This window comes from Deinococcus radiophilus (genome assembly GCF_020889625.1).
Lineage (GTDB): Bacteria > Deinococcota > Deinococci > Deinococcales > Deinococcaceae > Deinococcus > Deinococcus radiophilus.
Genome location: NZ_CP086380.1, coordinates 1423482 through 1449015 on the forward strand (window position 1 = coordinate 1423482; position 25534 = coordinate 1449015).

Sequence of the window (25534 nt, forward strand, 5' to 3'; positions counted from 1 at the left end):
CTGGATGACGCGTATTGGGCAGACACTGGAAGAACTGGGCATCACTGGTAAGCCTGAAGCCTCCCTCACTCACGAAGGCGCTTTTTTCGTGCTGGTGGACGATCTGCTGATCTACCGCGACAACCGGGGCATGCGCCGGGTCAGCTTGCGTGACCTGACCCGGATCCACAGTGATGATCAGGGCGTCCTGAAGGTTGAAACCCCGGCAGGTACGGCCCTGAGCGCCAGCCTGCTGGGCTTTGACCCGGATCAGGTGCAGCCCTTTTTTCTGCGGGTCCGCGACGCCACAGCCTATGCCAAGGCCCAGGCCAAGCGTGAGCAGGAACGCCAGCGCGGTGAAGCACCGCCCTCGCCTTTTGCCAGAGTGCCCCGCGCCGAGCCGCCCCATCCGGAAGTGGCTCCCAAGACCGACCCGACCCCCAATCCACTCACTGCCCGCCTACCCAAACTGCGCCGCCAAACAGAAACCTCAGCCTCTCAGGAGAATGCCGAACTCTACGAACCCTATGAGCGCCCGGAACAGCAAGCCTTTGGTGGGGTAGGTGGCCTCAGCATGGGCGAGCGCCTGGGGTCGGTGGTACGGGTCATCAAACGCCGTTCCGGCGAGACATCCAGCGATCAATCTGAAACTGACCCAGCAGTATCCCCGCCTGCTCCTGCCGACACCCGGCTGGTGACCCGCGCCGAGGTCCGGGCCGAACGGGAAAATCTGCCGGAACCTGCACTGCGACCAGAGCCTCTCCGTGACGGAGGTGCGGAACCACAGCCACCGACGACTCCGTCCCAGCCACCTCAGGGAGCACACGCGCCAGCCAGTGTCAGCATGGAAGAGGCGCTACGTCCTCAGCCTGTGACCGAAAGCCAGGAGCGACCAGAGCAAAACACCGCACAGGCAGCTCCAACCGAGCCTGCGCTGCGGCGGAGCATTTTTCCTTCCCTGCGCCGTCCCATCCCTTCAGCCACCCCGGCAGAGCCTGCCGCCAATGTCAGAGAAGTCATCGAAGAAGCGCCCCGGCCCGCGCCAAAGCCCACGGCACAGCAAACCCCGACTGAACCAACACGTGTCGCCGAAGAAGTCCAGCAGCTGGCAGTCCAGCCTGCACCGGACACTTCGCCTGTATCCAACACTGCCGGGGCCGAGCCGACCAAACCAGACGCCCATACACCCCGCAGCCGTTCAGCCAGCGGCGGTCTACAGTCCCTGATCCGGGGCCAGCAGCGACCCGACTTGCAGGTGTGGCCACCCCGACTGCGACTGCTGGCGCTGGCGCTGACCTCGCTGGCCGCCGTTATGGCCATCTTCTCACTGCTGGGCGGGGCCGGGCTGGCCGGACTTTGGTCGCTTTTGCTGGCGCTGGTGCTCGGCGCAGGCCTCCTGGTGACCGCCGATGTGCTGCAACGCCTGGCCGTCTGGTTGGATGGCCAGGAGCACTCAGGCGCTCAGGCTGACGCTGCAGAGAACGACATAAGACAGGAAGTCGAGCCAAGCGGGTCACCATGACCCTGGACGCAGTTGTCGTCGGGGCTGGCTCAAATGGACTGAGTGCGGCCATTACCCTGGCCCGCGCTGGCCTGAAGGTGCAACTGCTGGAGGCCCATGACCGCGTGGGCGGCGGCCTGAGCAGTATAGGCAGCGGCGGATTCATATTTGATCAGGGCAGCGCCATTCACCCGCTGGGCTATGCCTCACCCGCGTGGCAGGAATGGCCTCTGCACGCTTTTGGACTGGACTGGGTACATTCGCCCGCGCCATTCGTCCATCTGTGGTGGGACGGTCAAGCGCGGACGCTGCCACAGAAGCTGGATAATGCGGTCCAGCAGCTGGGGGTGGACGGCCCCGCCTGGCGGGCTCTGTTCGGACCGCTGGTCCACGGCCAGGCGGCGCTCCTGGAAGACACTTTGCGGCCCTTGCTGCGTGTACCACGCCATCCCTTTCTGCTGGCCCGCTTTGGCCTGGCGGCGCTGCCCCCAGCAGACCTGAGTGCCCGCATTTTCCGCACTTCGCAGGCACGGGCGCTGTGGGCCGGGCTGGCCGCCCATGTCAACCTGCCGATGCACACCCCTGGTGCGGGAGCCGCTGGCCTGATGCTGGGGACGGCAGCCCACGCTGGCGGCTGGCCTTTTCCACGCGGTGGAGCGCAGTCCCTGGCCGACGCCCTCGCCGAATATTTCCGCTTTCTCGGGGGCGAGATTCGCACTGGAGTCCGGGTCAAGTCACGCGCTGATCTGCCACCCGCCCGCGCCGTGTTGGTGGATTCCAGCCCGGCAGTCGCCCGCCAGCTGCTGCAGCGTTCTACCCCCGCCTACGACGCTTGGCTGGACCACTTTCGCTACGGGCTGGGCGTGTTGAAAGTGGATTATGCCCTGAGCGGCCCAGTCCCCTGGCTGGACCCTGCCGCCACGCAGGCCGCCACCCTGCACATCGGCGGCAGCCTGGAGGAGATCCGCGCTGCCGAACTGGGGGCAGCGCGCGGCGAACTCTCAGCCCAGCCCTTTATCCTGGCCGCGCAGCACACCCTGTTTGACTCCAGCCGTGCGCCTGCTGGCGGTCATACCCTGTGGGCTTATACCCACGCTCCTGCCGACGTCTCCCCGGCTTACGCGCAGACCATAGACGCTGCCCTGGAAAGGCTGGCACCTGGCTTCCGTCAGCTGGTGGTCCACCGGAGAGTCAGTACCTCACGGGACATCCAGGCTTTTAGTCCGGTCTTCGGCGGTGGGGATGTCAACGGAGGACGTTTTGACCTGCCAGGCCTGCTGGCGCGCCCAGTGCCGACCCCCACGCCGTACCGCACACCCGATCCGCAGGTGTATTTATGCAGTTCTTCGACCCCACCGGGGGGCGGAGTGCATGGCATGTGCGGGTATCACGCCGCTCAGGCTGCGCTACATGACCTCTTTGGGCTGGGCTGAGGCTTACAATTTGTCTTTCAGCCCCGTACTGATCTTGAACCGCACCTTTTTCCCGGCGGGAATGGTGATGCGGTCGGTGGTGCCGGGGCGTACCCCCTGACGCTCGGCGGTCCGCGAAATGCTGAAGGTGCCCAGATTGGGCAGACCCACCGTTTGTCCGGTCCGTAAGGCACCGATCATCAAGCCAGTTGCGGCAGAAACGACGTCAGAAGCTTGCTTGCGGGTCAGACCAGTGCGCTCACTGATACGTGCGGCCAGTTCGGCCTTGGCGACTTTTTGTTTGTTCATAGCGTCCTCCATCTGCAGCCAGTGCCCCGGTCCACCGCTGGGGCGCAATGACTTCCAGTCACCACCCGGCGGGTTCGCTGCCTTCTCGCAAATGGGCAAGTGTGCCGGGCGTCCATCAAGCAAGCGGATGCACAGTCTCACCCGCTCGCAGGGGCAACCGAGTGAACCTGTCACCGATCACCTTTCGCAAACAGTAGCATAATGATTGAATAATTTACAAAATCTTCTGTATAAGATACAGCTCTGCTCACATCCGCAAGCCGGGCAGGGCAGGACTGCGTTTTAGGATGCGGGGGGTAGGGCGATCACGCGGACCCGGCCACTGAGGCCATCGAAGGTCCACAGTCGCCCTTCCAGGGTCTGCCCTACGCCGCCCAGCACCTTGAGGGCTTCCAGCGCCATCATCTGACCGACCAGTGCAGGCACAGGCCCCAGCACGCCGGCCTCGTCGCAACTGTCGGCAGCCGCGCCCCCAGGCGGAAACAGGTCATGCAGCCGCCGCCCACCACTGAACACGGTGACCATGCCCGACGTGCCACTGGCGGCCCCCCAGACACAGGGCACCTGGGCAGCGTGGGCAGCTTCGGCCAGGGCGTAGCGCGCCGCCAAATTGTCGGTGGCATCTATGGCCAGTGTGACGCCACTCAGCAACTCAGCGGCGTTCTCCGGAGTCAGGGCCGGGACCACCTCAGGCTGCACGAAGGGGTTAATGGCCTGGACCTGCGCGGCCATCACAGCAGCCTTGGCGCGGCCTACATCCTGACTGCGGAACAGCAGTTGACGGTGCAAATTGCTGATATCAATCACGTCATGGTCGCTGATGCGTAACCGTCCCACCCCGGCCCCCGCCACTGCTGCAGCCACCGCGCAGCCCAGTCCGCCCGCACCAACCAGCAGTACCCGTGCGTCCCCCAGACGCTCCTGCGCCCCAGCCCGCTGCCACTCTGGAACGAGCAGCGGGCGGCTGTAGCGGCGCAGTTCGGAACGGGTCAAACGTCGGACATGGGTAGGAGGCATCGGGCTTTAGTGTAGTGGGAGGGTCTGCTGGCTGAATGTCTCAAGTTCAGGGAGGCAGAGAAACTCAAGTGGTCTTTCGGCTCGCATGGTTACTCCTGCCGATCAGGATCACCAGCGATCAACCTCCTCTGGAGCGATACACTGCCCCCTGTGATGTGGCTGCTTCTTTCCCTGCTGGCGTACGCGCTGGGATCACTGCCAGCGGGCATTCTGTATTCCCGCTGGCGTGGCGAGGATATCCGCAGTGCCGACCTCCCAGGGGGCAGCGGCAGCTGGCGGCAGTATGGTCCGGCGGTGGGTGTCGGAGTCGCAGTGATGGATGGGTTGCGCGGCGCACTGGCCGTCTGGCTGGCCTATGCCCTCATGCCGCAGTACCCTGAACTGGGCGCGGCACTGGCAGCTTTTTTCGTGGTGTTGGGTCACTGCTACCCGGTGTTTTTCGGCTTTCGGGGGGGTGGCGGTATCGCCACGCTGATCGGGGCACTGGCGGTGGCTGCGCCGCAGCGCCTGCTGGGCGCAGTGCTGGCCGCCGCAGTCATGATGCCGCTGTACAAATTGATCTTGCAAAAATATGTGGGCCTGAACGTGGTGCCGGTGGTCGCTGGTCTGGCCGTCCCCGTGGCGCTGTGGCTGGCAGCGACTCAGGGGGGGCTGTGGGCTACGCTGACTGGCTCATTGGCGATGGGTCTGCGGGCTATACACCTGCTGTTCCAGATGCACGGAGAGCGCCAGCCGTGAGCCGCCGGGGCTTGGCCGGACTCCTGCTGAGCATGGCCCTCCTGGCTGGGGGAGCCAGCGCCCAGACCGACCCAGACGGCAATCCGGGCAGTGGGCTGATCGGCACGGGTCAAGTGGTTCCGGTCGCTAGGCCTCCTCTACCCGCAGTTGCTCCAGACACCCTGCCCGAGGTGCAGCTCTCGGGCCGAGAACTGAGCGGTGTACAGGGGGGACAGACCGTCTGGAGCCACGCCTGGCCCCCCGAGCTGGGTGCGATTCGTGGGCCTCTGCGCCAGGGCAACACCACCTATCTGGGGGTCGGTCCGGCTGTCCTGGCCTTGAGCGAAACAGGCGAGGTCTTGGCCCGCTACGATCTGTCTGCACCAGTCCTGACCCTGGACGGCAGCGGGGGACTGATCCGGGCCACCGTATCCGGCCCAGGTTACCGTGAGACACTGACCTTGATCCCTCCGCAGGACGGGGGCGGCGTGCAGGAACGGGTGGTGTTCGCCCCTGATCCGGCAGTCACGCTCTGGACGATGAGGGCGGCTGATCTGATCCCAGATGCCCAAGTTCAGAGCGCTTGGCAACAGGACCGCCTCAATCCTTTTTTGGGTCTGCGGGCCGCTGTGCAGGCCCGCAATGCTGGGGACCGCCGCGCCGAAGCCGCCCGGCTCAAGCAGGTGATGGGCAGCACACAGCCATTCGCAGTCTGGACCAAACTGGCTGCCAGGTTGGACGCCGCTGGTTATCCCTCGCTGGCCGATGACGCCCTGGAAAGCGCCCGGATAGACGCCGCGCAGCGTGGTCTGGACCCCAGCGTACGGGTCAGCCGCGCTGCACTCGAAGCCTATGGCCATCCCGCTGGGTATATCGGCACCTTGCTGGACCAGGGCCGCCTGAACCGCGCCGAGGTCTGGATGGCCCACCTGCGCCTGATGCACCCCCGCGTGGAGGGCGGCGGGGCCCTCTTTCTGCGCTACGCGGCACTGCTCGAAAGCCAGAACCGCTCCGGCGAAGCCAGTGAATGGCGTCGTTTCGCCGCCTCACTGGGGAGCGGCACCCTTTACGGTCAGGGCGCCCTGGGCCTGGAAAAGCTGCGTGACTTTACCGGCCTGCTGTCGGCAGCGTTGGCCCTTAGCCTGCTGCTGGCCCTGCTAAGCATCTTCTGGCAGATCCGTCGGCTGTCCTTGCGGCACACCGGCACGGGCGAACGGCTGGTGGTGCTGGGGCTGAGCAGCGCCCTGGTTCTCAGCCTGAGTGGGGGCCTGTGGGCCGCGCAGGCTGCGGGCCGCCTGAACCACCCAGCACTAAATACCGGCACCTATGGGGGCGCCTGGGCCGAGGCTGGATTGGCCACCCTCTCACTGACCGCCACTCCAGACGCAGCCTTGCTGCGTGGCCTGGGGCCTCAACTCTCAGGGGACCTGTCAGCGGCAAGGCACTACTACCAGGTGGCGGCGGAGCAACCTTGCGGGCGCAACAACCTGGGGACCATTTCCGAGTTGCGCGGCGACCGCCCTACTGCGGAGGCCCGCTACCGCTCGGCCCTGGGAGATGAGCCTGGCTTGGGCGCTGCCGCTTACAATCTGAACTTTCCGGTACTGACCCTCGGCAGTGAGTTCCAGGAGCGCTACCGCCCCGGCCAGCCCCGGCTGTGCTATCCGGACGACCGCAGCCTGCTCCGGGCGCTGAGCGGTGATATCCGCAGCGTATGGCGCACCCAGCTCAGTGACCCACAGGCCCAGCTGAGTCAGGTGTGGCAGCTGGCCCGCCGCGGTCAGGTCAGCGGATGGGCCACGCTCTGGGCCGCGCAGCTCCTGGCGCTGGCTGCACTGCTCCTCTTGATCCTGCCGCGCACCGAAGCCGAGCCAACCCTAAGACCACGCAGCGCCGACCAACGCCTCCTGTCCTGGCTGCTGCCGGGCAGCGGACTGCTGGACTGGGTCTGGGGCGGCGTCCTGCTGCTGGTTTTTGTGCTGGCGGGCCTAACCTGGGTCAGTGGCTACGCCCTTGAGCTGCTGGGAAGGGGTCAGCCCTTGCCCTGGCCACTGCACCTGTGGCCTCCCACGCGCTGGCCTGCCAGCCTGAGCGGCCTGGGGAACAGCTGGCCCCTGCTGCTGATGGCACTGGCCTGGGTGGTCAATGCGGCTCTCTTATGGCGCATCGGCGTGGTGCGGCGGCAGGTGGCCCGGCAGACATCAACCTAAGCCAAGCTCATTTTGATCGCTTCATTCTCATTTTTGCAGTGCAGGTCTGAGAATCTCAGTCAGCTTGGGCAGGCATACTGTGACTCATGTCTAGTTCTGGCCGCCCTATGTTGTTTCGTCCTCCCCGCACCGCTGCCTGGCTCCGTATGGGCCTGCTCAGCCTGGCGCTGGGCCTTGCCGGGTCCGCTGCCGCTCAGTTGCAGCTGACCTTCAGCGTTGGGCAACCTGGGGTGAGAATCAACGGACAGGGTGCCCAGATCACGGCCCCGCAGATCGTGGATGGCCGCACCATGCTGCCTTTGAACGACACCGTGCTGCTGCTGGGCTACCACCTGACCCGCAACGGCAACGTCGTGAGCGTGGTCGGAGGTGACCTGGCTGTAGACCTCGGCAGCGGCTACGCTACCGTGCGCGGCCAGCGCCAGGGAGCTGGCAACGTCGCAGTGCTGAACGGCAAACTGTTTGTCTCGGCGCGGGTGATCGCCGCTGGCCTGGGCGGAGAACTCAGTGTGGGAGACGGCAGTGTCCTGACCCTGAGCGCCCAGCCGCGCGGCGCGTTCGTTCCGCGCCCGCCAGCCACACCGCAGCCAGCGGCCCCGACCCCTACAGCGCCTAGACCCAGTTTCCCTGCTCCGTCACCCGCTCCTGTCCCTGGTCCTGTGCAACCCGCGCCGCCACAAGCCCGCTTTTCTACCGACAAGGCCAGCTACGCGCCCGGTGAGCGGATCATCTGGACTGAGTACTCGTACGATCCCGAAGGCGGCGGCCTCACCGCGCGCAACTGGACCGGCAAACAGGACGTGTACTGGGCGCCCGGTAACTATGCGGTGTCCCTGCAAGTCACCAACGGCAAGGGCCAGACTTCGGCCCCATTTAGCCGGACCATCCGGGTGCAGGGTGCGGCAGTAGATACCCCAGTGACCCACGCCCTGCGCTACGGGCAGATCGGGGACCGCTTCGCCGACTCACGGGTGCTGACCTACCCGGCCCTCACCATGGGCCAGCTTAGCCCACGCCCCGTGCCTTTGCTGTTCAGCGACAGTCCCGAAAAGCCCCAGCAAAGTGGTGTGCTGTATCAGGACCAAGTGAGCGGCGAAGCGCGGCTGCTGGGCTATCACGTCAACGATCTGGGCCGCCCGGCGCGGATGTACATCATGATCCGCAACCTGGAGAGCCGCCCGGTCAGCGTGGCTCTGAACCGCCAGGGGGAAACGGCCCCCAGCCGGATTGAGGGCATTCTGGGTCAGGTGACACTGATGGATTACTTCTCCAGTCCCGCACGCAGCACGGTCAACCTGGCCCCCGGTCAGGTCAGTGCCTTGTACGCCAGCCCCACCCTGAACCCCGGACACGGCGTCAGCATCTTGCAGGACCTTCAGAGCAGTGGGCGAGTGGTCGTCAGCTTCGTGATGGCCGAAGCCAGTCTACCGATGAATGACGCCACGCTCCGCAGCCTTCCCTACCTGCCGCTGGACGGACGCCACCAGCGTGGCACCTTCCAGGGAGCGGACCGCCCGATGACGGCGCAACTTGGCCAACTGCCTGCCCGCGTGGTGATCGGGGACGGCCAACACGACCCAGTGCTGACAGGCCGCGACACCGTCACAGGCGCAGGGCAGCGTCTGGCCGGGAACTACGGCGTGCTGTACGACATGGAATTTACGGGGGCCAGCGGTACGGCGATTGCCCTCAGCCCGCGTGGGGGGCTGTACCGCGGCGCCATGCGAATCATTGACGGCGACCTGACCCAGGTCATCAAGCTGCCGCGAGAGGGCAATGCCTTGACTCCCGACGAACCCCATCTGCTGTGGCGCGCCAAATCGGACCGGGTCCGCATTCAGTTCATGCCGTCCAACGGCAGCGCCCTGCCGGTCAATCTGGTCTTTTACCGTCTGCCGGAAGGCACCTACAAGTGGTATCAGCCCTAAAGGTTGAAGAGGCGAGAGAGCAAGCAGAGTCCCCTCGCTTCGCTTGCTCCCTCGCTTCTTCTCGCTCCTAGTTCCTGCGCCGTGTGCGCCGCAAGCCGTGATCCGGGCGGATACCATCCGCAATCAGGTGGAGCCACTGGCTGAGGAAATAGCCCAGGGTGGCGGGCAACAGCACTTTCCACTCCAGCGGCTCCGGAAAAGCAGGTAGGGCCATCTCCGGCCAGACCGTCCGCAGCACCCCGATCACAATCGCGCCCAGAATGGCCAGGTAAACGAGCCGTGTCAGCGGCCCCAGCAGCCAGCTGTGCGACAGTCCCCGGTGGCTGAACATCATGCCGTAGGGCACCCACAGCGGCCCCAAAATGCCCCAGTTGCGCTTGGAATTGACCCGACCTTCGGAGAGGTCCAGGTCCGGCGACAGCAAAAATGTCCCAGCGAGGTAGGCCAGCGCGAAGTGTGAGGCCTGGACCTGGGTCACACTGATCATCCCCTGGCGAGACGCCCAGATTGCCCCCACACCCAGCACGGCAAAGGTGGTCATGTTGATGATGTTGTGTACGCGTCCGCTGGGCACCGAGGGCCTACTATGCCGCATCCTCGGCCCAGCCGACAAATAGCCAGACCGCGCAGTACACTGAATGTATGCAAAATTCATTCTGAGCGCCCTGTTGCTGGGCGGCGGAGCGCTGAGCTCATGTGCTCCGGCCACAACCGTTCCTGGGGTGACCCTGCCCCAAGCCACCACGCCCGCAGCGGCTGAAGCTCCCCGGTTGCTGTTTACGCCTGCCAGTGGCACGCGCCTGACCATCACCGAGACTTCTTCCCACGAGAGGTTGGCAGGGGACGTGCAGTACAGCGGTTTCATGACTGAACTGATGAGTGACGAGCGGCGGCGTAAATCCAGTTCAAGTCTGGAGCAAGACATCACCGAAACCACCCAGTCCCAGTCCACCCTGACCATCGGCAAGGTCTTCCCGGACGGCTCGCGCGAGCGGATCACCGAAATGACGGACCTGTATACGGGGACGCCGTTCGCGGGTGCCCGCGTCCGCATCACCGAAACGGTGCAGCCTGGTGGGAGTCACCGACGGGGCCTTTGAATCCGACGTGCCGGAACTTCAGGCCTTCTTGGACGGGGTCGCCGCAGAGTTCATTGACGACGAAGCGGAGCCGATCGTCGCCACCGTTCCGCACGGCCTACCGCTGATTCCAGGCCACAGCGTGACCGAAACTTATTCCACTGGCGAAATGGACCAGCACTGGAGCCAGCTGTTCTCAGATCAACAGGACTTGATCCTGCCGCTCCTGGACCCGGAAGTCGCCAGTGCGCTGGAGGACATGGAACATTCGGACGCCGAGCATACTCCGGCCACCATCACCACCACGTCCAGCTACGAGGGCGTAGACGAAAGCGGCAACCACGTTTTCCGCGAAGTCACCCAGATGTCGCCTTTCAGCTCTACAGTGACCACAACGACCTCAAAAGGCCTCACCGTGCAGTTTACGCTGGCGTTTACCCAAATAGCGCCGGGAGTCACCACGCTGGTCTTCGCCCCCAGCGGCCTGCCGGTCAGCTCGCAGGGCACGGCGGACACCCGAATGACCCTGGCCTGGAAGGGTTGGCCGGCGGAAGACCCCGGGGACGTGGGGGGCATGACCGTGACTTTCCGCGTGAAGACGGAGACGACCTTGCAGGCCGAGTAAACCAAACCTCTCTCCTGGCCCTGCCTCCAGCGCCGCGCTAGCCTGAGGGCATGACCGCTTTCAATTCCCAGCCTGACCTGGCGGCTCTGGCGCAGCTGGAACATGAGAACAAAGCCTGCCACGCCTGCGACTTGCGGGCGGGCTGTTTGCAGGTGGTGGTGGCTGATGGCCACCCTGCCGCCGAGCTGCTCATTATCGGCGAAGGCCCTGGCGGAGATGAGGACCGGATCGGGCGGCCCTTTGTGGGCCGGGCAGGGCAGTTGCTGGACCGCATTCTGGCCGGGGTGGACCTGACCCGCGACGACGCTTATATCACCAACATCGTCAAATGCCGCCCGCCTGCCAACCGTGCCCCCACCCCCGCCGAGTCGGACATCTGCACCGAGCTGTGGCTTGACAAGCAACTGGCCCTGCTGCGCCCCAAGGTCATCGTGACGATGGGCAACACGCCGACCCGGCACCTGCTGGGGACAACCCAGGGCATCACCCGTCTGCGGGGGCAGTGGCACCCTTACCGCCTGCCGGGCAGCGGCCTGGAAGCAGCCCTGATGCCGATGTTCCACCCCGCTTATCTCCTCCGCAACGATACCCGCGCCAAGGGCGGTCCCAAGAGCCTGACCTGGCATGACATTCAGGAAGTGGCGGGCGTGTTGCGCGGTGAGCGGCCCTGGCCCCTGAGCACAGCGCAGAGCAGCGCAGATCAGCCCTTACTGCTGTAACGTCCACTCACCCCAACGACGAAAGAGCTTCTCCCCGCACCCAGGGAGAAGCTCTTTATGGCTGCTGACCCCAGCACTGGGGGCCAGAGGACAGGGTCTAGCCCAGCACGCGGCGGGCGCCGACGTAGCGGTTGGCCCAGTAACTGTTGCCGAACATACGCTCGACCATGGAGCGGCCGTAGTAGGAGTTGGCGTTGGCCATCTGGTCGTTGCCCAGGTAAATACCAACGTGGCTCACGCCGCGTCCGGTGGTGTTGAAGAACACCAGGTCGCCTGCGCGCAGGTTACGGCTGCTCACACCGTAGCCGGTACGCCACTGACCAGCGGCCGTACGGGGCAGGTTGATGCCCATGGTCCGGAAGACCAGTTGGGTGTAGCTGGAGCAGTCCACGCTGCCGTTGCCGTTGCCGCCCAAGCGGTAGGGAATGCCCAGGAAACGGTTGGACGCAGCGCGGATGCTGGCACCCCCGCTGGCAGCGGGAGTTATGGCGGTGGTGGCACGGGCCTGACCACTTACTTCCAACTGCTGACCAATTTCGATGGTGGTGCTGTTTAGGCTGTTCATCTGCATCAGTTGCTGGGTACCCATACCATGGGCCTGGGCAATTTTGTAGAGGGTGTCGCCTGCACGGACAGTGTAAGTGGCAGCGTCAGCCGCTGAGCTGAACGCCAGAGCGGCTGTGGCGGAGATCAGGAGGGTGCGTAGTGCTTTCACAAGTAACGAGTGTACGCGGCATCCTTTTACTCGTCCTTAATAGTTCGGGGAAGCACTCACTTTTATGCAGCTATACGGCGCTTATGCGTTTTAGGTTATCCTAAATAGTAGTGGGCTTCCTTGAGACTCATCAGAATTCTCATCTTCTAGCTCATGTCCCCAAGAGCTATGAATTCACGTCTGGGACAAGGCTTTTCTACAGGCATTAAAAATGGTGTTCATGGACCTATCAGGTTCGTCCATAAATGGCCTGGGCAACCACAAAAGTGGATACGTTCCTACCATCACTTTTCCTCTCATGTATTTGCGGTAGGGGCAGTTGCGTAGCAGCTCTGACCTCGCTCATACTGGCCCATGCCTTCTGCCTCGCCTGCTTCTGCAGCCTTTCTGATTGCTCTGGCTGCGGCCCTGTGGGGCCTCCTGGGGATTTTCGGGAAGATGGCGCAGCAGGCTGGACTGGAACCCTTAGAAGTGGCCTTCTGGCGGGCACTGCTGGGTGGGGGCCTCTTTGCGCTACATGCCCTAGGAACACGTCAGCCGCTCCCCCGCGGTGCCGACCTCCTTTGGACCGTGCTCTTTGGCTTGGTGGGGGTCAGCCTCTTTTATGGGGCGTATCAACTGGCGGTACAGAGTGCCGGGGCCAGTTTGGCCAGTGTGCTGCTCTATACGGCTCCGGCCTTTGTGGTGCTGTGGGGTTGGCTCTTGCTGCGCGAACCCACCGGACGGCGTGAAGCGGCAGCCATTGCTCTTACGCTGGGCGGCGTGGCGCTGATCTCGCTAGGCGGCGGCGAAAACATCCACGTCTCCCCCGCTGCCCTGACCTGGGGCCTGATCAGCGGGCTGACCTACAGTCTGTATTACCTGTACGGAAAACTGTTTTTCGGGCGTTATTCGGCAGCAGGACTCTATGCTCTGGCCCTGCCCATCGGAGCAGCAGGCTTATTGCCCTTCACGGCCTTCAGTCCCAAGACCGCGGGAGCCTGGCTGACATTGCTGGGTATCGCGGTGCTGTCTACCTATCTGGCGTATCTGGCCTACAGCGCTGGTCTGCGGTACCTCAGCGCGGCGCGGGCCAGCGTAATCGCCAGCCTTGAACCGGTCCTGGCCGGGGGCATGGCCCTGCTGCTGTTCGGGGAGCGGCCTGGTGTGCTCGCACTGGTAGGGGCACTGGGAGTGTTAGGAGCTACGCTGCTGCTCTCAGGCAGCGGGACAGGCGACCAGCCACCCCAGCCACTCCGGAGTCTTACTGCGTTCCTGGGAAGACCGCCAACCAGAAGGTAAGATGAATCTCGAACGTAAAGGTTCCGTGTCCTGATGAAGCCGTCACCCAGCCCCACCCAGTTTCTTCGCCTGCTGGTGATGGGTCAGGGGGACCAGACCAGCTCACGCCCTGAGCGGAGTGCCCCGGACAGCAGCAGGCTGAGGCGGTCCTCCCAGTCACGCTGCACCTCTTCAGGAGTGCGGTGTTGCCCCTGAAGTAGCGCCAGAAGACACGAATCTACCACCAGATCACTCAGGACTCGCAGGTCCACACCCTCCCGCAGTTCGCCCCGGCGCTGCATGGAGAGCAGCACCGGCATCACCAGTGCGCCCAGGGCCGTCTGTGGCCTTTCCAGCGCCTCCGGCTCACGGCCTGCACCCTGCCGGGTCAGTGCAGCGGACGCCACGGCCCCCACCAGATGGTGATAGCGCACCCCCAGGTCAGCCATACGGGCAGCCACACCGCTCCAGATGGTCTGCGGCGATCGGCCTTCAGCCAAGCGGCGTAGCGCGGCCTGGCGGGTTTCCTCTACCGTCAGCTCAAAGTGAGCCAGCAACATGTGTAATTTGCTGGGATAGTAGCGGTAGAGGTTGGTCCGGCTCACATAGGCCGCCCGCGCAATCTCGGCGGCACTGATCGCTTCCAAGCCTGAGCGCGCAAACAGCTCAAAGGCGGCGCGTGCGATGCGTCTGCGCCGGGCGAGGTCTTGGTCCTGACGGTCCGTTTTGGTCATGGTAGGGGCAGGGGTGCTTACGTTGCAGTCAGCGGCTTGCGTAGAGCTGAGCACCAAGTTTCAGCATAGCTCACTGCCGCCGAACATACGGTAAGCCTACGGGCTGACGCAGGGCTGACACTAGGCTAGCCTGAGATCAGCACAAGACAACTCCGGTACAAACACCGCGCACAGGCACTTTTGCAGCTGACGTGCGCCTGCCAGCTTCCTTTCTTTGTTTGATTCCGTCGTGTGCTGAAGTGCAGGGAAGCTGCCCCGAAAGAGGTGAAGTTTAGTGAACATTGCTCAGCTTTCAGGCCGTGGCGTCGAGATCACTGATCCCCTGCGTGAATACGTAGACGAGAAACTCTCGCGCCTAGACCGCTTCAACGACCAAGTCACCAGCGCCCGCGTGACCCTGACCGTCCGTGATGTCAAGGACGCTGCCCGGCGCAACCGCGTCGAAGTGCAGCTGAATGTGCCGCACGGGATCGTCCGCGCTGAGGAATCGCACGCGGACATGTACGCCGCGATTGACAAGGCCAGTGATGTTCTGGAACGCCAGCTGCGCAAGTTCAAGACCCGGCTCCTCAAACAGCGCCAGGAAGGCGCACCGCAACCGGAGCCCGGCCCCGCTGAAATGGCCGCCCAGCAGGACGACGACCTGAGTGTCAACCCTGAAATTGTCCGCCAGAAGCGCTTTGATCTGCGCCCGATGACGGCCGAAGATGCCGTCTTTCAGATGGAGGCGCTGGGCCACGACTTTTTTGTATTCAAAAACATGGTCACCGACGGTTGTGGCGTGGTGTACCGCCGCAAAGACGGGCATTACGGACTGATCGAACCCAAGTAGTCAGAGGCGAGGCTAAAGCCGAGCCATGAGCAACGCGAGTATCGACCTAGGGGCGGCCCTGGGTCGTGTTCGCTGAAGAAGATGGAATTCAAGCAGGTGCTGAAGCGCTGCTGAGGGAAGAAAACTTAGGGCAGAAGGGACGCAGCAAGTCTCTTCCGCCTTGAGTTTCGGGCCATGAGGTTTGCAGGAATCAAGCAACCAGTTCGCTGCACTGGCGGCCCTTACGGGCCTTTCAAGTCTCACATCGCCGCCGGAACCTCTATTCCGATCAGGTCCAGGGTTTCTTCAAAGGCGCGGCGCACCCGGCCCACCAGGGCCAGGCGGGCTTCCCGCAGGCCTTGGGGGGATTGCAGCACGTTGGTAGCGGGCTTGCCGGCCTTGTCTTTGGCGTTGTACCAGCTGTTGAAGGTGGTTGCCAGGTCCAGCGCGTACTGCGCCACCACATGCGGCGAGTGAATCCGGGTGGCCTGCTCCACCACTTCGGGCAGGCGGGCCACCGCTTTGGCCAGCGCCAGGTCTATATCGGGCAGCGCGGCCCAGTCGGCCCCTGTGCCGTCCACCGCCAGTCCCTCAGCCTGGGCTTTGTGCAGGATGTTGCCGGCCCGGACCGCTGCGTACTGCACATAGGGCGCAGTGTCGCCAGTCAGCGCCAGCGCCGAGTCCCAGCGGAAATCAATCTGGCGGGTCGGCTCAGCCTTGAGCATCGCAAAGCGGATGGCCCCGATCCCGATGCGGCGGGCAATCTCGGCGGCGTCCTCACGGGCCGCCAGCGCAGGGTTGATCTCGGAAAGCAAGTTCAGGGAACGCTGCACTGCCTCGTCCATCACCTCGTCCGCAGCCACAGCGATTCCCTTGCGCCCACTGATGGTCTGCCCTTCCAATGTTACGAACGCGTAGGACAGGTGAATGGAACGTTCTTTCTTTTCCGTCTCGCCCGCCACGCCCAGTGAAGAACGCACCACCGTCTGCGGGTGGTTCTGGCGCGAGTCAATCACGTTGATCACCTCGTCGGCATGCCCGAAACGGCGCTCGGCATCCGGTTCACCGTCAGGAGCGCTGGTCCAGACGGTCTGGCCCTCGGGATCGGTGGTAAAGGGCCTAAATCTCATGCCCTCAAACAAGCCAAACTTCCAGAACTGATAGCCGATGTCCTTGGCCGCATACATGGCCGTGCCGTCCGAGCGAACCAGGACCACGTTGGGTTCTTCCAGACCCGGCATGAACTCGGAGACGTCCATGGTGAAGGCCCCGGCGTATTTGCCCTCGGTGGGCCGGGCGGTGTAAGGGCTGGCCTCCAGAATGTTCATGGCCTTGCTCAGAAACCCGCTGCCCACCACGTCGGATTCCCAGTTCAGCAGGTCGTAGCGCGCACCCAAGCGGAAGCAGGTTTGCAGGTGCGCGTGAACGATTCTCTCGATTTCGCCGCGCAGTTCTCCCGCTTCGAGGCGGTGCATGATGTCCCGGATGCCCTCTTCCAGCTCGGCTTTGGCGGGGTCGGCGTTCAGGCGCACATAGCCCCGGCCCATGAAATGGTCGTATTTTTCCTGGCCGTCCCACTTCAGGTCGTAGTGCGAGGCGGCGTACAGCGACTCGGCGGCCTGCCGCCCGGTGTCGTCAATGTAATTCTGGACTTCTACCGTGTGCCCCGCCGCCCGCATGATCCGCGCCAGCGAGTCGCCCAGCACCACATTGCGCAGGTGTCCCACATGCAGTTCCTTGTTGGGGTTCACGCTGGTGTGCTCGATCACCACTTTGCCGTGCTGCTCCGGCAGGGCGGTGGGCTTTTCTACCACGCCGCGTACGAAATCGGCCACGTCCACGAAGAAATTGAGAAACGGCCCCGCTGCTTCTACCCGCGCAATACCCGCAGGCAACCTGATCAGGCCTGCCAGCTCCTGCGCGACCTCGGCAGGATTGCGGCCCAGCGCCTTGGCGATTTGAAAGGCAGCAGGCGTGCCGTAGTCGCCCTTCTTGCCTGCCGGGGTCTCCTGAATGGCCACGTCCAGCTCGGCCCCCATCCCCTGGGCGGCTTGCTGAACAGCCTCTCTGAGTTGCGCCTTGAGTTCCATAGCTATGGATAGTAGCGCGGGGGCGGCGGGCAGACGAACCTCCACCCGCCGCGCCGCGCCGCTCCTCTACTCTGGCCTGGCCCGGTTACAGCGGAATGCTGACCGTCACGGTCTGCCGGCCGCCGCGCACCTCGCAGGCCACCAGCGGGTCCTCAAAGCCGCGCTGCGAGATGATGCGGGGTGAGCCGGCGGGGGTCGCGCCCCGGTTCCAGCAGCCGCGCACCTGCGCCGCCGTGATGGCCCGCCCCGCACCGGCCGAGGCCAGCTTGGCCGCGTTGACCGCGCCGTACGCCGAGCTGCCTCGGTCGTAGCGCAGGCGCACGGTCAGGCCGTGACCGGGCTGGCCGGGCAGGTGCAGCCGGGTTTCTTCCAGCCGCTGCCCCTGCGGCAGCACATAGGTGGACACGTTCAGCGGGTTGCCGGGACCGCTATGGTCTATCCGGCTGCCCAGCAGGCGGCAGCCCAGCTCACGGCACACCGGCGCCGCAACGAGAGAAGTGGTGCTGCCCACCACGGCGGGCGCGGCCTGAGCCGAAGCTTGAACCGTGCCCAGGGCAGCCAAGGCGGTAAGAAGAGACCTTTTGGTCATGCCGCCGAGCATAGAATGCCGGGCTGATGCCGGGCTAAGGGCGCCTTATGATTCGGCCGCCCTCGGCGCCTGTCCAGCTTCACCAGACCGTCAGGCGCTTGGCCTCGGCAGGCACTTTGATGGTGCCGCCCAGACCGTAGCCCGCAAACCAGCTCTCGACCATGTAGTCACCCTTGGGCAGTTCCAGCTCACGCTCCAGCTTGATGGTGCCGCCCGCTGGGATGGTGCCTACAAACATGTCCTGAGCGCATAGCATGACGTTGCCAGCACCTTCGGGGGGATACACGACTTTGCGGGTCCCGACTTCCAGCACCCGGACCATCGGACCAAAGGAACATTCCTGGCGGTTATCCCGTGGGCTGCTGATTTCCTGCTGTTTGCCAGTCAGGTTCTGAAGGGTCAGGGTCAGCGTGACAGGGCTGGAGGTGTAACGCTGCACATTCAAGCGGGCCGTCATGTTGTCCGGCACGACCACATGGGCAGCGTCAGGCGATATAGGGGGCATGATGGAAGGTCCGGTGGACTGCGCCAACGCTGCGCCACCCAACAGGCTGACCAGGATCAGTGGTTTGATGAAGTTCATACTGCTCAGGCTAGCCCAGCCGCTTGACGGCTGCCTGAATGAATCTGAACGGGCGTTCACACAGAGGCCGGTGTTGCTGCGGCCTCCGGCAACTCCAGCAGTAAGCGCGGCACACAACCCAGTGCGTCGGCAGCCACCAGATGCGCGGGAATACCACCCACCTGACTTACCGTGCGCCCTTCAGGAACACCATGCAGGTGACCGAACACGATCAGGTCGGCGCCGGAATCCTGCAGCACTGGCGTCAGCACGTTGGGCTGAAAGGGCGGGCTGGCCGGAGGGTAGTGCAACATCAGAATCAGGCGGTCGCCAGGCTGACGGAGCCGGGCCGCTGCCGCGAGGCTCAGGCGCAGGCGCTCGGCCTCACGGCTGAGGATTTTGGCGTCCTGAGCATCCAGCGGCAGGTGGCCGGGCGTGTCCCAGCCGCGTGTACCGCACACCACCACCCCGGCTCCCGGCGGCCCGAAGCGCAGCGCATCGTGCTGAATGGCGTGCATCCGCGCAGGCAGCCGTGAGCGCAACTTGGACACACTGGACCACCAGTAGTCGTGGTTGCCACGCAGAATCACCTTTTCGCCGGGCATCTGTGCCACCATCTCTAGATCAACCAGGGCGTCGTCCAGGGTCATGGCCCACGACAGGTCACCGGGCAGCAGCACCAGATCGGTGTCCTGAATGGTGGCTGCCCAGTGCTCCCAGATGACCCCAGGATGCCCCGCCCACCCCGGACCGAAGATCGTCATCGGTTTGGGGGTCACCGCAGACAGGTGAAGATCAGCCAGGGCAAACACGCGCACGCGCCCCAGCATATCGCTCAGACCGGACCTGTGTTCAGGCTGCTTTAAGGTCGGACGCATCCCGGCGCCATTTTGCTGACCTAGACTGTCCCCATGACCGGACATACCAGTGATGAAGTGATCCGCCCCGACGATGTGGAACCGCGTGACCCGGACGGCAGCCAGCGCGGTTACCCTGAGCGCGACAGCGGCGTGGTGCAAGACGGTCCCGGTAGCCCTGAGCGCGGCACCGACGGCACCGGCATGATGGACGAGCAAGGCAACCTCAAGGAGCGCGTCGAGTCCATGATCGACTAATCTGAGGAGGTAGAGTGCCCAGCCCACGCTTTACGCAAGGCTGGGCACTTTTTTGGATCAATCAACTTTGTTGAGAACAAGAGGCTATGGTTCAGTTGGCCCGACGTAGACTTTTTCCCCGCTTGGCTTCCCCCGCCAGCAGGTGCCGCTCCAACCGTGCTGCGACATGCCCGATATGATCGCCCAGCCGCTCCAGATTGCGGGCCATCCGGTTGGCGGCCAGTGCCACCTCATGGTCTTCGGGGCGTTCACGTAGTCGGGTCAGACTGGCCCGCAGCATCTGCTCGTACAGGGCATCTACCTGCTCAAAGTCCAGACGCTGCACGCGCTGCGCCGCTGCCAGATCACGCTCGGAAATGGCGTAGGCCAGCAGTTCCAGCATCTCGCTGAGGTGCTGCGTAATCGGCAGGACGTCCTGCAAGGTGGCGCTACGGGTCCGTGGGGCCAGATGTTCCAGATCGGTGGCCACCCGGAAAGCGTAATCCCCGACCCGCTCCAGGTGGGTCAGACTGCGGAAGACCATCACATAGAAGCCGCAAGCGACCTCACCTGAAGGCTGCGCGAAACCCTGCAAACACTGCTCCTCTATCTCACGCTCCAGAAGATCGGTTTCGGCTTCCAGACGGTTGGCCGTTTCGGCCAGTCCGGCAAATTCGGCCCGCTCCGAAGCCCCACGGACGGCCTCCAGCTGCTCTAGTGCAATAGAAATCATACGCAGCAAGCCAGCCGTCAGGAGGGTGGTTCGGGAAGAGGGCAACATAAACTTAGGCAGACTATGACCCGTAGGGGTCATCACACCGTCAGCGGACGGACAATGTTAGCTAAACTGTCCGCTGACGGGTAGAGCGACTTCAACCCTAGAGGTGTCCGGCCATCGGGCGGCTGTCAACGTCTGCTTGCCCGGTGGCTTGGCCCTGCTTATCGCTCTGCGGCTGAGTTTCACCCTTCAGATAAGACACCACATCGGCGGCGCTAAAGCGGTCCTGCCAGTGCGCCAGCTTGATTACATCGTCGCCACTGGTGAGCAGCGGCAGTTCTACTTCGCCGCCTTTTTGGATCTGCGGAAATCCGGCGTCGGCCATCAGGCCATTGCACAGGCACTTGCGGCCTACGGTGGCTTCCAGCGTGCCGCCTTTGCGGACATAGGTTTCGATCGGCTCGGAGGCGCAGCGCAGCCCGATTTTGCCCGTGCCGTCCTTACCCTCTTCCCAGTAGGCTTCACGCAGGTAGCCGATATCGCAGATGCGGGTGCGCTCGGCGTACAGCTGTGGGTTGGCCATGGTGTGCGAGAGCTGCACCACCTTGAAGGGAAAGCCGGTAGGCGAGGCCAGCGGGTCGGTTCGCAGGCCCGCGCCGCCTTTGATCTGACTCAGGGCTTCACGGCGCAGGCCGTCGTCCATGCCCGAATCGGTGCAGTAGGCAAACAGGGTCCCCACCTGAATGCCCGCTGCGCCTTCGCTCAGCGCATTCTGCAGACCCTCAGGGCTGCCACTGCCGCCCGCCAGCCAAAACGGCAGGCCCAACTCGCGCATCTGTTCCAGGTCGGCCAAGTCGCGCTCACCGTAAATCGGCTGGCCCAACTCGTCCAGCTGCATCTTGCCGCGTGGGGGGGCATTGTGGCCGCCAGCGGTGGGGGCCTCAATCACGAAGCCTTCCACGCTACCGCTCGCCTTGCGGGCCAGCGTCTGCGCCAGCACGTGCGACGTGATGATCGGCAGGAAGTTGGGCCGCTTCAGGTCGCCGGTGCCCAGCGTGACGGGGTCCAGACCATACTCGGCGGGGTCCAGGGTCAGACGGGTGCTCTGGTCGGTAGGTTCACCTTTCACGTCCAGCTTCAACACGCCCGGCTGGCCCACCGAGAAATTGTCCAGCACCGCCGGGATCTCGCGGGGAATGCCTGCGCCCATAATCACGAAATCCACCCCAGCCAGCATGGCACCCAGCAGGGGCGGCATGGTGTGCATTTGCAACTTGGTCAGCAGGTTCATGCCGACCAGGCCGTCATGGCCCTCCTTGGCCAGCCAGGTTTCTACGAAGCCGCCCACGATGGCCAGTTCCCAGGCCGGATTCAGCTTTTTGACGCTGGGCAGCGGTACGCGCTTGTAGGGCTGATCGGGGGCGCGGCCACCCTCGATAAAGTAGCCGTCCAGGGCACGCTGCACCATCTCCTGATTGGGGAAATGCTCCAGGGCGCGGCGGGTACTGCCGTCGAGGTCGCCGTCTTGCAAGCGGCGGGTCATCAGGCTGTCGATGCCGGTACCGGAGACGATCCCCAGCTGGCCGACTTGAGACACCGCCTTGGCCAGCCGCCAGTCAGAAATGGCCACACCCATGCCTCCCTGGATGATCTGCGGTAGGGTATCGGGCATTACAGGCTTGGTCATGGTGCTCCTTTGGACATGTGGTGAACATGTAGATGAATTGGTGGGCCAAGGGTCTTGGCGAGTGATGCTGAGATGCAAAAAGTCGTGCAGCCGAGGGGCAGGCCAAAAGTCTGAAGGCGGAAAAAATGAGAATGCGCCAGGGTTCTCAAGTTGGGGCAACCCGCCGCAGGGCAGCAGCGTAAGACGGCGCGGGTCAAGCTCTGATTAGACGTGCCCCAGGGTACTTCTTACTGTAATGCCTCGGCACGGAAAAGACCCTGCATTGGTACAGGGTCCAGGGCCGGGGTCACGCCCAACGCGCTTTGGCTGCTGCGTGCTTTAGATCATCTGCGCTTTAGCCGAAACGGCCCGACACGTAGTCTTCGGTACGCTTGTCCTGCGGATTCTGGAAAATCTGCTCGGTGGGACCGTGCTCGATCATGTCGCCGTTCAGGAACACCGAGCAGGTATCGCTGATACGGGCGGCCTGCTGCATGTTGTGGGTCACGATCAGGATGGTGGTGACTTTTTTCAGCTCGCTCATCAGCTCTTCGATCTTGGCGGTGCTGGCCGGGTCCAGTGCGGAGGTCGGCTCGTCCATCAGCAGGATGTCGGGTTCGACCGCCAGGGCGCGGGCAATACACAGACGCTGCTGCTGCCCACCTGACAGACCCATACCGGGCATGTCCAGGCGGTCCTTGACCTCTTCCCATAGGGCTGCGCCGCGCAGCGAGCGCTCGGCCACTTCCATCAGGTGGCGCTTGTCCTTGATTCCGGCCAGCTTGAGGCCCGCCACGGTGTTATCAAAGACGCTCATGGTGGGGAACGGGTTGGGCTTTTGGAACACCATCCCGATGCGGCGGCGCATGGCCACCGGGTCCACCTTGGCGCCGTAAATCTCCTGGCCGTCCAGCTGAATGCTGCCTTCTACACGGGCGCCGGGGGTCAGATCGTGCATCCGGTTCAGGGCGCGCAGGAAGGTGGTCTTACCGCAGCCCGAAGGGCCGATCAGGGCATTGACCGTGCCACGCTCGGCGTTCAGGCTGACTTTTTTGATGGCCTGAAAGTCACCGTAAAAAATGTCTACGTCTTTGGCGATCAGAATAGGGTTGGTCATATGTAGACTCCTTGGGAGAGATGGAAATGAGGGTGCAGCGTAGGTTGGGGGCGCTTATGTGCGCTTGTATTTTCGGGGGCCGCTGAAGTAACGGGCCAGCAGACTGGTGACCAGAATCAGCAGGATCAGCACCAGTGAGGCGGCCTGCGCCAGTTGACGGTCCGTTTCGTAGGCGCTGGTCGCCAGCTTGAAAATCTCGACCGGCAGGGCGCTCATGGGTTCCGAGAGGTCGGTGGTCACAATGTTGTTGCCAAAGGCGGTGAACAGCAGCGGCGCCGCTTCGCCAGCCACACGGGCCAGTGCCAGCATGATGCCGGTCACGATCCCGCTGGCGGCGGCAGGCAGCACGATTTGCAAGATCACTTTCCAGCGCGGCAGCCCGAGGCCCAGACCGGCTTCACGCACGGTGCGCGGCACCAGCTTGAGGGTTTCTTCGGTGGTGCGGACCACGATGGGAATCATCAAAAAGCCCAGCGCCAGCGCCCCGGCAAAGCCCGAAAATCCGAACTTGAGTACCAGCAAGCCGTACACCACCAGACCCATCACGATGGCCGGGATACCAGCCAGTACGTCACTCAGCATCCGGACGGTCGGCATCAGTGGATGCTTGGGGTACTCCGAGAGGAAGATGCCCCCAGCTACTCCGACCAGGATGCCCACCACGCTGGCCATCGCCAGCATGGTCAGGCTGCCGACGATGGCGTTCAGCAGGCCGCCGCCCGTCTCACCCAGCGGAGCAGGCGTGCGGGTAAAAAATTCGGGAGACAGGGCCTGAAACCCGGTGGTGATCAGGTAGTAGAAGATCATCAGCAGCGGCAGCACCACGATAAACGTGCCCAGCGAGATCAGGCCACCCATAATCATGTTGGTCACTTTGCGCCCGGAGCTGATTTCGGGCACGCCACGGCGCAGGGTGTCGGTGCGGGAGTGAACGGCGCTCATTTGATGCCCTCCGGAGTAAGTTTCTTGATGACCATCCGGGCCAGTACGTTTACCAGTACCGACACGAAGAACAGGGTCAGGCCCAGCGCCAGCACACTGGAGCGGTGCAGTTCTTGCTGGGCATCACCGAACTGGTTGGCGATGACCGACGCCATGGTGGAGAAGTTCTGCCAGATGGAGGTCAGCGGCGCCTGCGAGTCCCCGATCACCATCGCTACGGCGAGCGTCTCACCCAGGGCGCGGCCCAGCGCCAGCAGGATGCCCCCCATGATCCCGGCGCGGGCATAGGGCAGCACGGCTTTTTGCAGCACTTCCCACTTGGTCGCGCCCAGGGCGTACATGGCCTCGCGCTGGTCACGCGGCACCAGCCCGATCACGTCGCGGGCCACCGACGCGGTATAGGGCAAAATCATCACGGTCAGAATCAGGGTCGCCAGCGCCAGGCCGCGTCCGTCGGCGGCGGCGGGCGTGAAAAAGCACTGGAAGGATGTGGTGCCCTGCTTCCACAACTCCTGACAGGCGGTAACCTGCTCCAGCTTGCTGGGCTCCATGTAGTAGGTCAGCTGCCACGCCGCCAGCACCGGCGCAATCACTGTCAGCGCCCATAGGCCGTACACCACGCTGGGTACGGCGGCCAGCAGCTCGATCAGGTAGCTCACTGGCCCCTTGAGCCAGTTGGGCGCGTACTCGGAGACATACAGCGCACTGGCAATCGCCAGCGGCACGCTGATGGCCAGCGCGATCAGGCTGGTGACCAGCGTGCCGATGATCATGCTCAGGGCTCCGTAAACATTGTTGACCGGGTCCCAGGTGCGGTTCAAATAAAAGTCCAGCCCAAAGGTGCTCAGTGACGGCCAGGACACCCGGCCCAGCTGATACAAGCTGAGAATGAAGATCAGCGCAATGATCAGCGACAGACCGATGATGATGTTGCGAAACACCGAATCGCTGCGGTGACTCATTCCACGCCCCGGCTGCGGGGGTTTGGCGGCTTGACTCATGACTCACTTCCTTGGTCGGCGGTGGAGTTAGACGGGGGATGGTAGAGGGTGGACTGCATCCCTCCCAGTTGATAGGCAAAGTGTCAGCTAAAGGTCAGCCCAGTGGCGGTTTGGCCGCTCTGCAGGGCGTCGGACATGGGTCAGCCGACAAGTTTTAGGCAGATCAACTCGTACTTCCGACTTATTTTTATGAGTCCAGATTAAATCTGAAATGAATAGAGTGGGCCATCAGTCATCCTTCACTGCGCCTTAACTTACAGATAAATTTTCCTTCTGGGTCACGGTTTTTTGTAAGTCCAGATCTCTTTTGACCTATCTTGTAAGGGTTTAAATATTCCTTGGAACAGCTCTAGAAAAACAGCTTGGAGCTTCAAGACATCTGCGGGACCAGCGGGAGTGCCACTTGGGCTTCTGGTCATATGGGCCTTTACAACGCCAACATGGCCCGACTCCTACCGCTCAGGGCTGGCCGAGAATGCCGCCCACGCTTTTTCTCGGAGAAACGACCCTCCTGAGCCTGTCGCAGCGGCTGGTCGGCTGCGGCACCACTGCTCCCATACCTCTAGCGATACCCCTCCACCTCCTCAGGGTGGGAAAAAGTGAGACCTGGGTCATTCCGACAGAAGATGCGCCGGACCAAAACGCCTACGTGATCAACATTCACGGCGACCACCGCACTTTGTTGACCCGGTGCTTCCGGTGCAGGGCCATATTCAACTTCTTGACTCGGCTCTGCACC

General features: G+C 63.5%; 25 protein-coding genes. 11 read left to right on the forward strand and 14 right to left on the reverse strand.

What is annotated here, in order from left to right; translation table 11 throughout:
* Positions 1–4 precede the first annotated feature (4 nt).
* Positions 5–1501 (forward strand): hypothetical protein, encoded by a 1497-nt coding sequence (locus tag LMT64_RS07230; protein ID WP_126352455.1) that lies wholly within the window; start codon positions 5–7, stop codon positions 1499–1501.
* Entirely contained in the window at positions 1498–2913 is a 1416-nt protein-coding gene (locus LMT64_RS07235; RefSeq protein ID WP_126352456.1) for a phytoene desaturase family protein, read from the forward strand. The genes LMT64_RS07230 and LMT64_RS07235 overlap by 4 nt, the downstream gene beginning before the upstream one ends.
* A gap of 3 nt (positions 2914–2916) precedes the next feature.
* Here LMT64_RS07235 and LMT64_RS07240 read toward each other — a convergent pair whose 3' ends face one another.
* Positions 2917–3201 (reverse strand): HU family DNA-binding protein, encoded by a 285-nt coding sequence (locus tag LMT64_RS07240; RefSeq protein ID WP_126352457.1) that lies wholly within the window; start codon positions 3199–3201, stop codon positions 2917–2919.
* Between the two features lie 282 nt (positions 3202–3483).
* A complete protein-coding gene (locus LMT64_RS07245; RefSeq protein ID WP_126352458.1) occupies positions 3484–4218 on the reverse strand; it encodes a HesA/MoeB/ThiF family protein in 735 nt (244 codons plus the stop codon).
* A gap of 153 nt (positions 4219–4371) precedes the next feature.
* Here LMT64_RS07245 and LMT64_RS07250 point away from each other — a divergent pair, with 153 nt between their 5' ends.
* The 3 genes from LMT64_RS07250 (at position 4372) to LMT64_RS07260 (ending at position 9073) form a co-directional block, all read left to right on the forward strand.
* Entirely contained in the window at positions 4372–4956 is a 585-nt protein-coding gene (locus LMT64_RS07250; protein ID WP_229253452.1) for a glycerol-3-phosphate acyltransferase, read from the forward strand.
* Positions 4953–7145 (forward strand): hypothetical protein, encoded by a 2193-nt coding sequence (locus LMT64_RS07255; RefSeq protein WP_126352459.1) that lies wholly within the window; start codon positions 4953–4955, stop codon positions 7143–7145. The genes LMT64_RS07250 and LMT64_RS07255 overlap by 4 nt, the downstream gene beginning before the upstream one ends.
* An 86-nt stretch (positions 7146–7231) precedes the next feature.
* Positions 7232–9073, forward strand: coding sequence for a stalk domain-containing protein (locus tag LMT64_RS07260; protein WP_229253114.1), 1842 nt, complete (start codon positions 7232–7234; stop codon positions 9071–9073).
* Positions 9074–9140: 67 nt separating this feature from the next.
* Here the strand turns inward: LMT64_RS07260 and LMT64_RS07265 are convergent, their stop codons facing one another.
* Positions 9141–9614: a metal-binding protein gene (locus tag LMT64_RS07265; RefSeq protein ID WP_229253115.1), complete on the reverse strand. Its 474-nt coding sequence runs from the start codon at positions 9612–9614 to the stop codon at positions 9141–9143.
* A 97-nt stretch (positions 9615–9711) separates the two neighbouring features.
* On the opposite strand from LMT64_RS07265, the gene LMT64_RS07270 reads away from it, so the two are divergent.
* From LMT64_RS07270 to LMT64_RS07280, 3 genes are read left to right on the forward strand one after another with little or no spacing between them, the layout of a single operon-like run.
* Positions 9712–10173, forward strand: coding sequence for a hypothetical protein (locus LMT64_RS07270; protein WP_126352461.1), 462 nt, complete (start codon positions 9712–9714; stop codon positions 10171–10173).
* Positions 10148–10777 (forward strand): hypothetical protein, encoded by a 630-nt coding sequence (locus LMT64_RS07275; RefSeq protein WP_126352462.1) that lies wholly within the window; start codon positions 10148–10150, stop codon positions 10775–10777. Before LMT64_RS07270 ends, LMT64_RS07275 begins: the two co-directional genes overlap by 26 nt.
* Before the next feature lie 50 nt (positions 10778–10827).
* Positions 10828–11496 (forward strand): uracil-DNA glycosylase, encoded by a 669-nt coding sequence (locus tag LMT64_RS07280; RefSeq protein WP_126352463.1) that lies wholly within the window; start codon positions 10828–10830, stop codon positions 11494–11496.
* A 97-nt stretch (positions 11497–11593) separates the two neighbouring features.
* Here LMT64_RS07280 and LMT64_RS07285 read toward each other — a convergent pair whose 3' ends face one another.
* The gene (locus LMT64_RS07285) at positions 11594–12211 is read right to left on the reverse strand and encodes a C40 family peptidase (protein WP_126352464.1); all 618 of its coding nucleotides are present in this window, start codon (positions 12209–12211) and stop codon (positions 11594–11596) included.
* 354 nt (positions 12212–12565) lie between these two features.
* Here LMT64_RS07285 and LMT64_RS07290 point away from each other — a divergent pair, with 354 nt between their 5' ends.
* Complete coding sequence (locus LMT64_RS07290) at positions 12566–13492, forward strand: DMT family transporter (protein WP_126352465.1); 927 nt, start codon at positions 12566–12568, stop codon at positions 13490–13492.
* Between the two features lie 83 nt (positions 13493–13575).
* On the opposite strand, the gene LMT64_RS07295 is transcribed toward LMT64_RS07290, so the two are convergent.
* The gene (locus LMT64_RS07295) at positions 13576–14205 is read right to left on the reverse strand and encodes a TetR/AcrR family transcriptional regulator (RefSeq protein ID WP_126352466.1); all 630 of its coding nucleotides are present in this window, start codon (positions 14203–14205) and stop codon (positions 13576–13578) included.
* Between the two features lie 274 nt (positions 14206–14479).
* Between LMT64_RS07295 and hpf the strand changes: the two genes are divergently transcribed.
* On the forward strand, positions 14480–15037 hold the full coding sequence (gene hpf / locus LMT64_RS07300) for a ribosome hibernation-promoting factor, HPF/YfiA family (RefSeq protein WP_126352467.1): 558 nt from the start codon (positions 14480–14482) through the stop codon (positions 15035–15037).
* Positions 15038–15276: 239 nt separating this feature from the next.
* On the opposite strand, the gene LMT64_RS07305 is transcribed toward hpf, so the two are convergent.
* The 4 genes from LMT64_RS07305 to LMT64_RS07320 all read right to left on the reverse strand — a co-directional run bounded on the left by LMT64_RS07305 (position 15277) and on the right by LMT64_RS07320 (position 19087).
* A complete protein-coding gene (locus LMT64_RS07305) occupies positions 15277–17106 on the reverse strand; it encodes an arginine--tRNA ligase (RefSeq protein WP_126352468.1) in 1830 nt (609 codons plus the stop codon).
* Between the two features lie 85 nt (positions 17107–17191).
* Positions 17192–17695, reverse strand: coding sequence for a hypothetical protein (locus LMT64_RS07310; protein ID WP_126352469.1), 504 nt, complete (start codon positions 17693–17695; stop codon positions 17192–17194).
* Between the two features lie 79 nt (positions 17696–17774).
* On the reverse strand, positions 17775–18278 hold the full coding sequence (locus LMT64_RS07315; protein ID WP_126352470.1) for a hypothetical protein: 504 nt from the start codon (positions 18276–18278) through the stop codon (positions 17775–17777).
* A 56-nt stretch (positions 18279–18334) separates the two neighbouring features.
* Positions 18335–19087 carry a metallophosphoesterase gene (locus LMT64_RS07320; protein ID WP_126352493.1) on the reverse strand — a complete coding sequence of 251 codons (753 nt, stop codon included), beginning with the start codon at positions 19085–19087 and terminating at the stop codon, positions 18335–18337.
* Positions 19088–19168: 81 nt separating this feature from the next.
* Here LMT64_RS07320 and LMT64_RS07325 point away from each other — a divergent pair, with 81 nt between their 5' ends.
* On the forward strand, positions 19169–19372 hold the full coding sequence (locus LMT64_RS07325; protein WP_126352471.1) for a hypothetical protein: 204 nt from the start codon (positions 19169–19171) through the stop codon (positions 19370–19372).
* A 91-nt stretch (positions 19373–19463) separates the two neighbouring features.
* Here LMT64_RS07325 and LMT64_RS07330 read toward each other — a convergent pair whose 3' ends face one another.
* The 5 genes from LMT64_RS07330 to pstC form a co-directional block, all read right to left on the reverse strand.
* Entirely contained in the window at positions 19464–20132 is a 669-nt protein-coding gene (locus LMT64_RS07330) for a phosphate signaling complex PhoU family protein (protein WP_126352472.1), read from the reverse strand.
* Positions 20133–20229: 97 nt separating this feature from the next.
* Positions 20230–21756, reverse strand: coding sequence for a nitronate monooxygenase (locus LMT64_RS07335; protein WP_126352473.1), 1527 nt, complete (start codon positions 21754–21756; stop codon positions 20230–20232).
* A 334-nt stretch (positions 21757–22090) separates the two neighbouring features.
* Complete coding sequence (gene pstB / locus LMT64_RS07340) at positions 22091–22852, reverse strand: phosphate ABC transporter ATP-binding protein PstB (protein ID WP_126352474.1); 762 nt, start codon at positions 22850–22852, stop codon at positions 22091–22093.
* A 54-nt stretch (positions 22853–22906) separates the two neighbouring features.
* Positions 22907–23794, reverse strand: coding sequence for a phosphate ABC transporter permease PstA (gene pstA, locus LMT64_RS07345; protein WP_126352475.1), 888 nt, complete (start codon positions 23792–23794; stop codon positions 22907–22909).
* Positions 23791–24795: a phosphate ABC transporter permease subunit PstC gene (pstC, locus tag LMT64_RS07350; protein WP_126352476.1), complete on the reverse strand. Its 1005-nt coding sequence runs from the start codon at positions 24793–24795 to the stop codon at positions 23791–23793. The genes pstA and pstC overlap by 4 nt, the downstream gene beginning before the upstream one ends.
* Between the last annotated feature and the right edge of the window lie 739 nt (positions 24796–25534).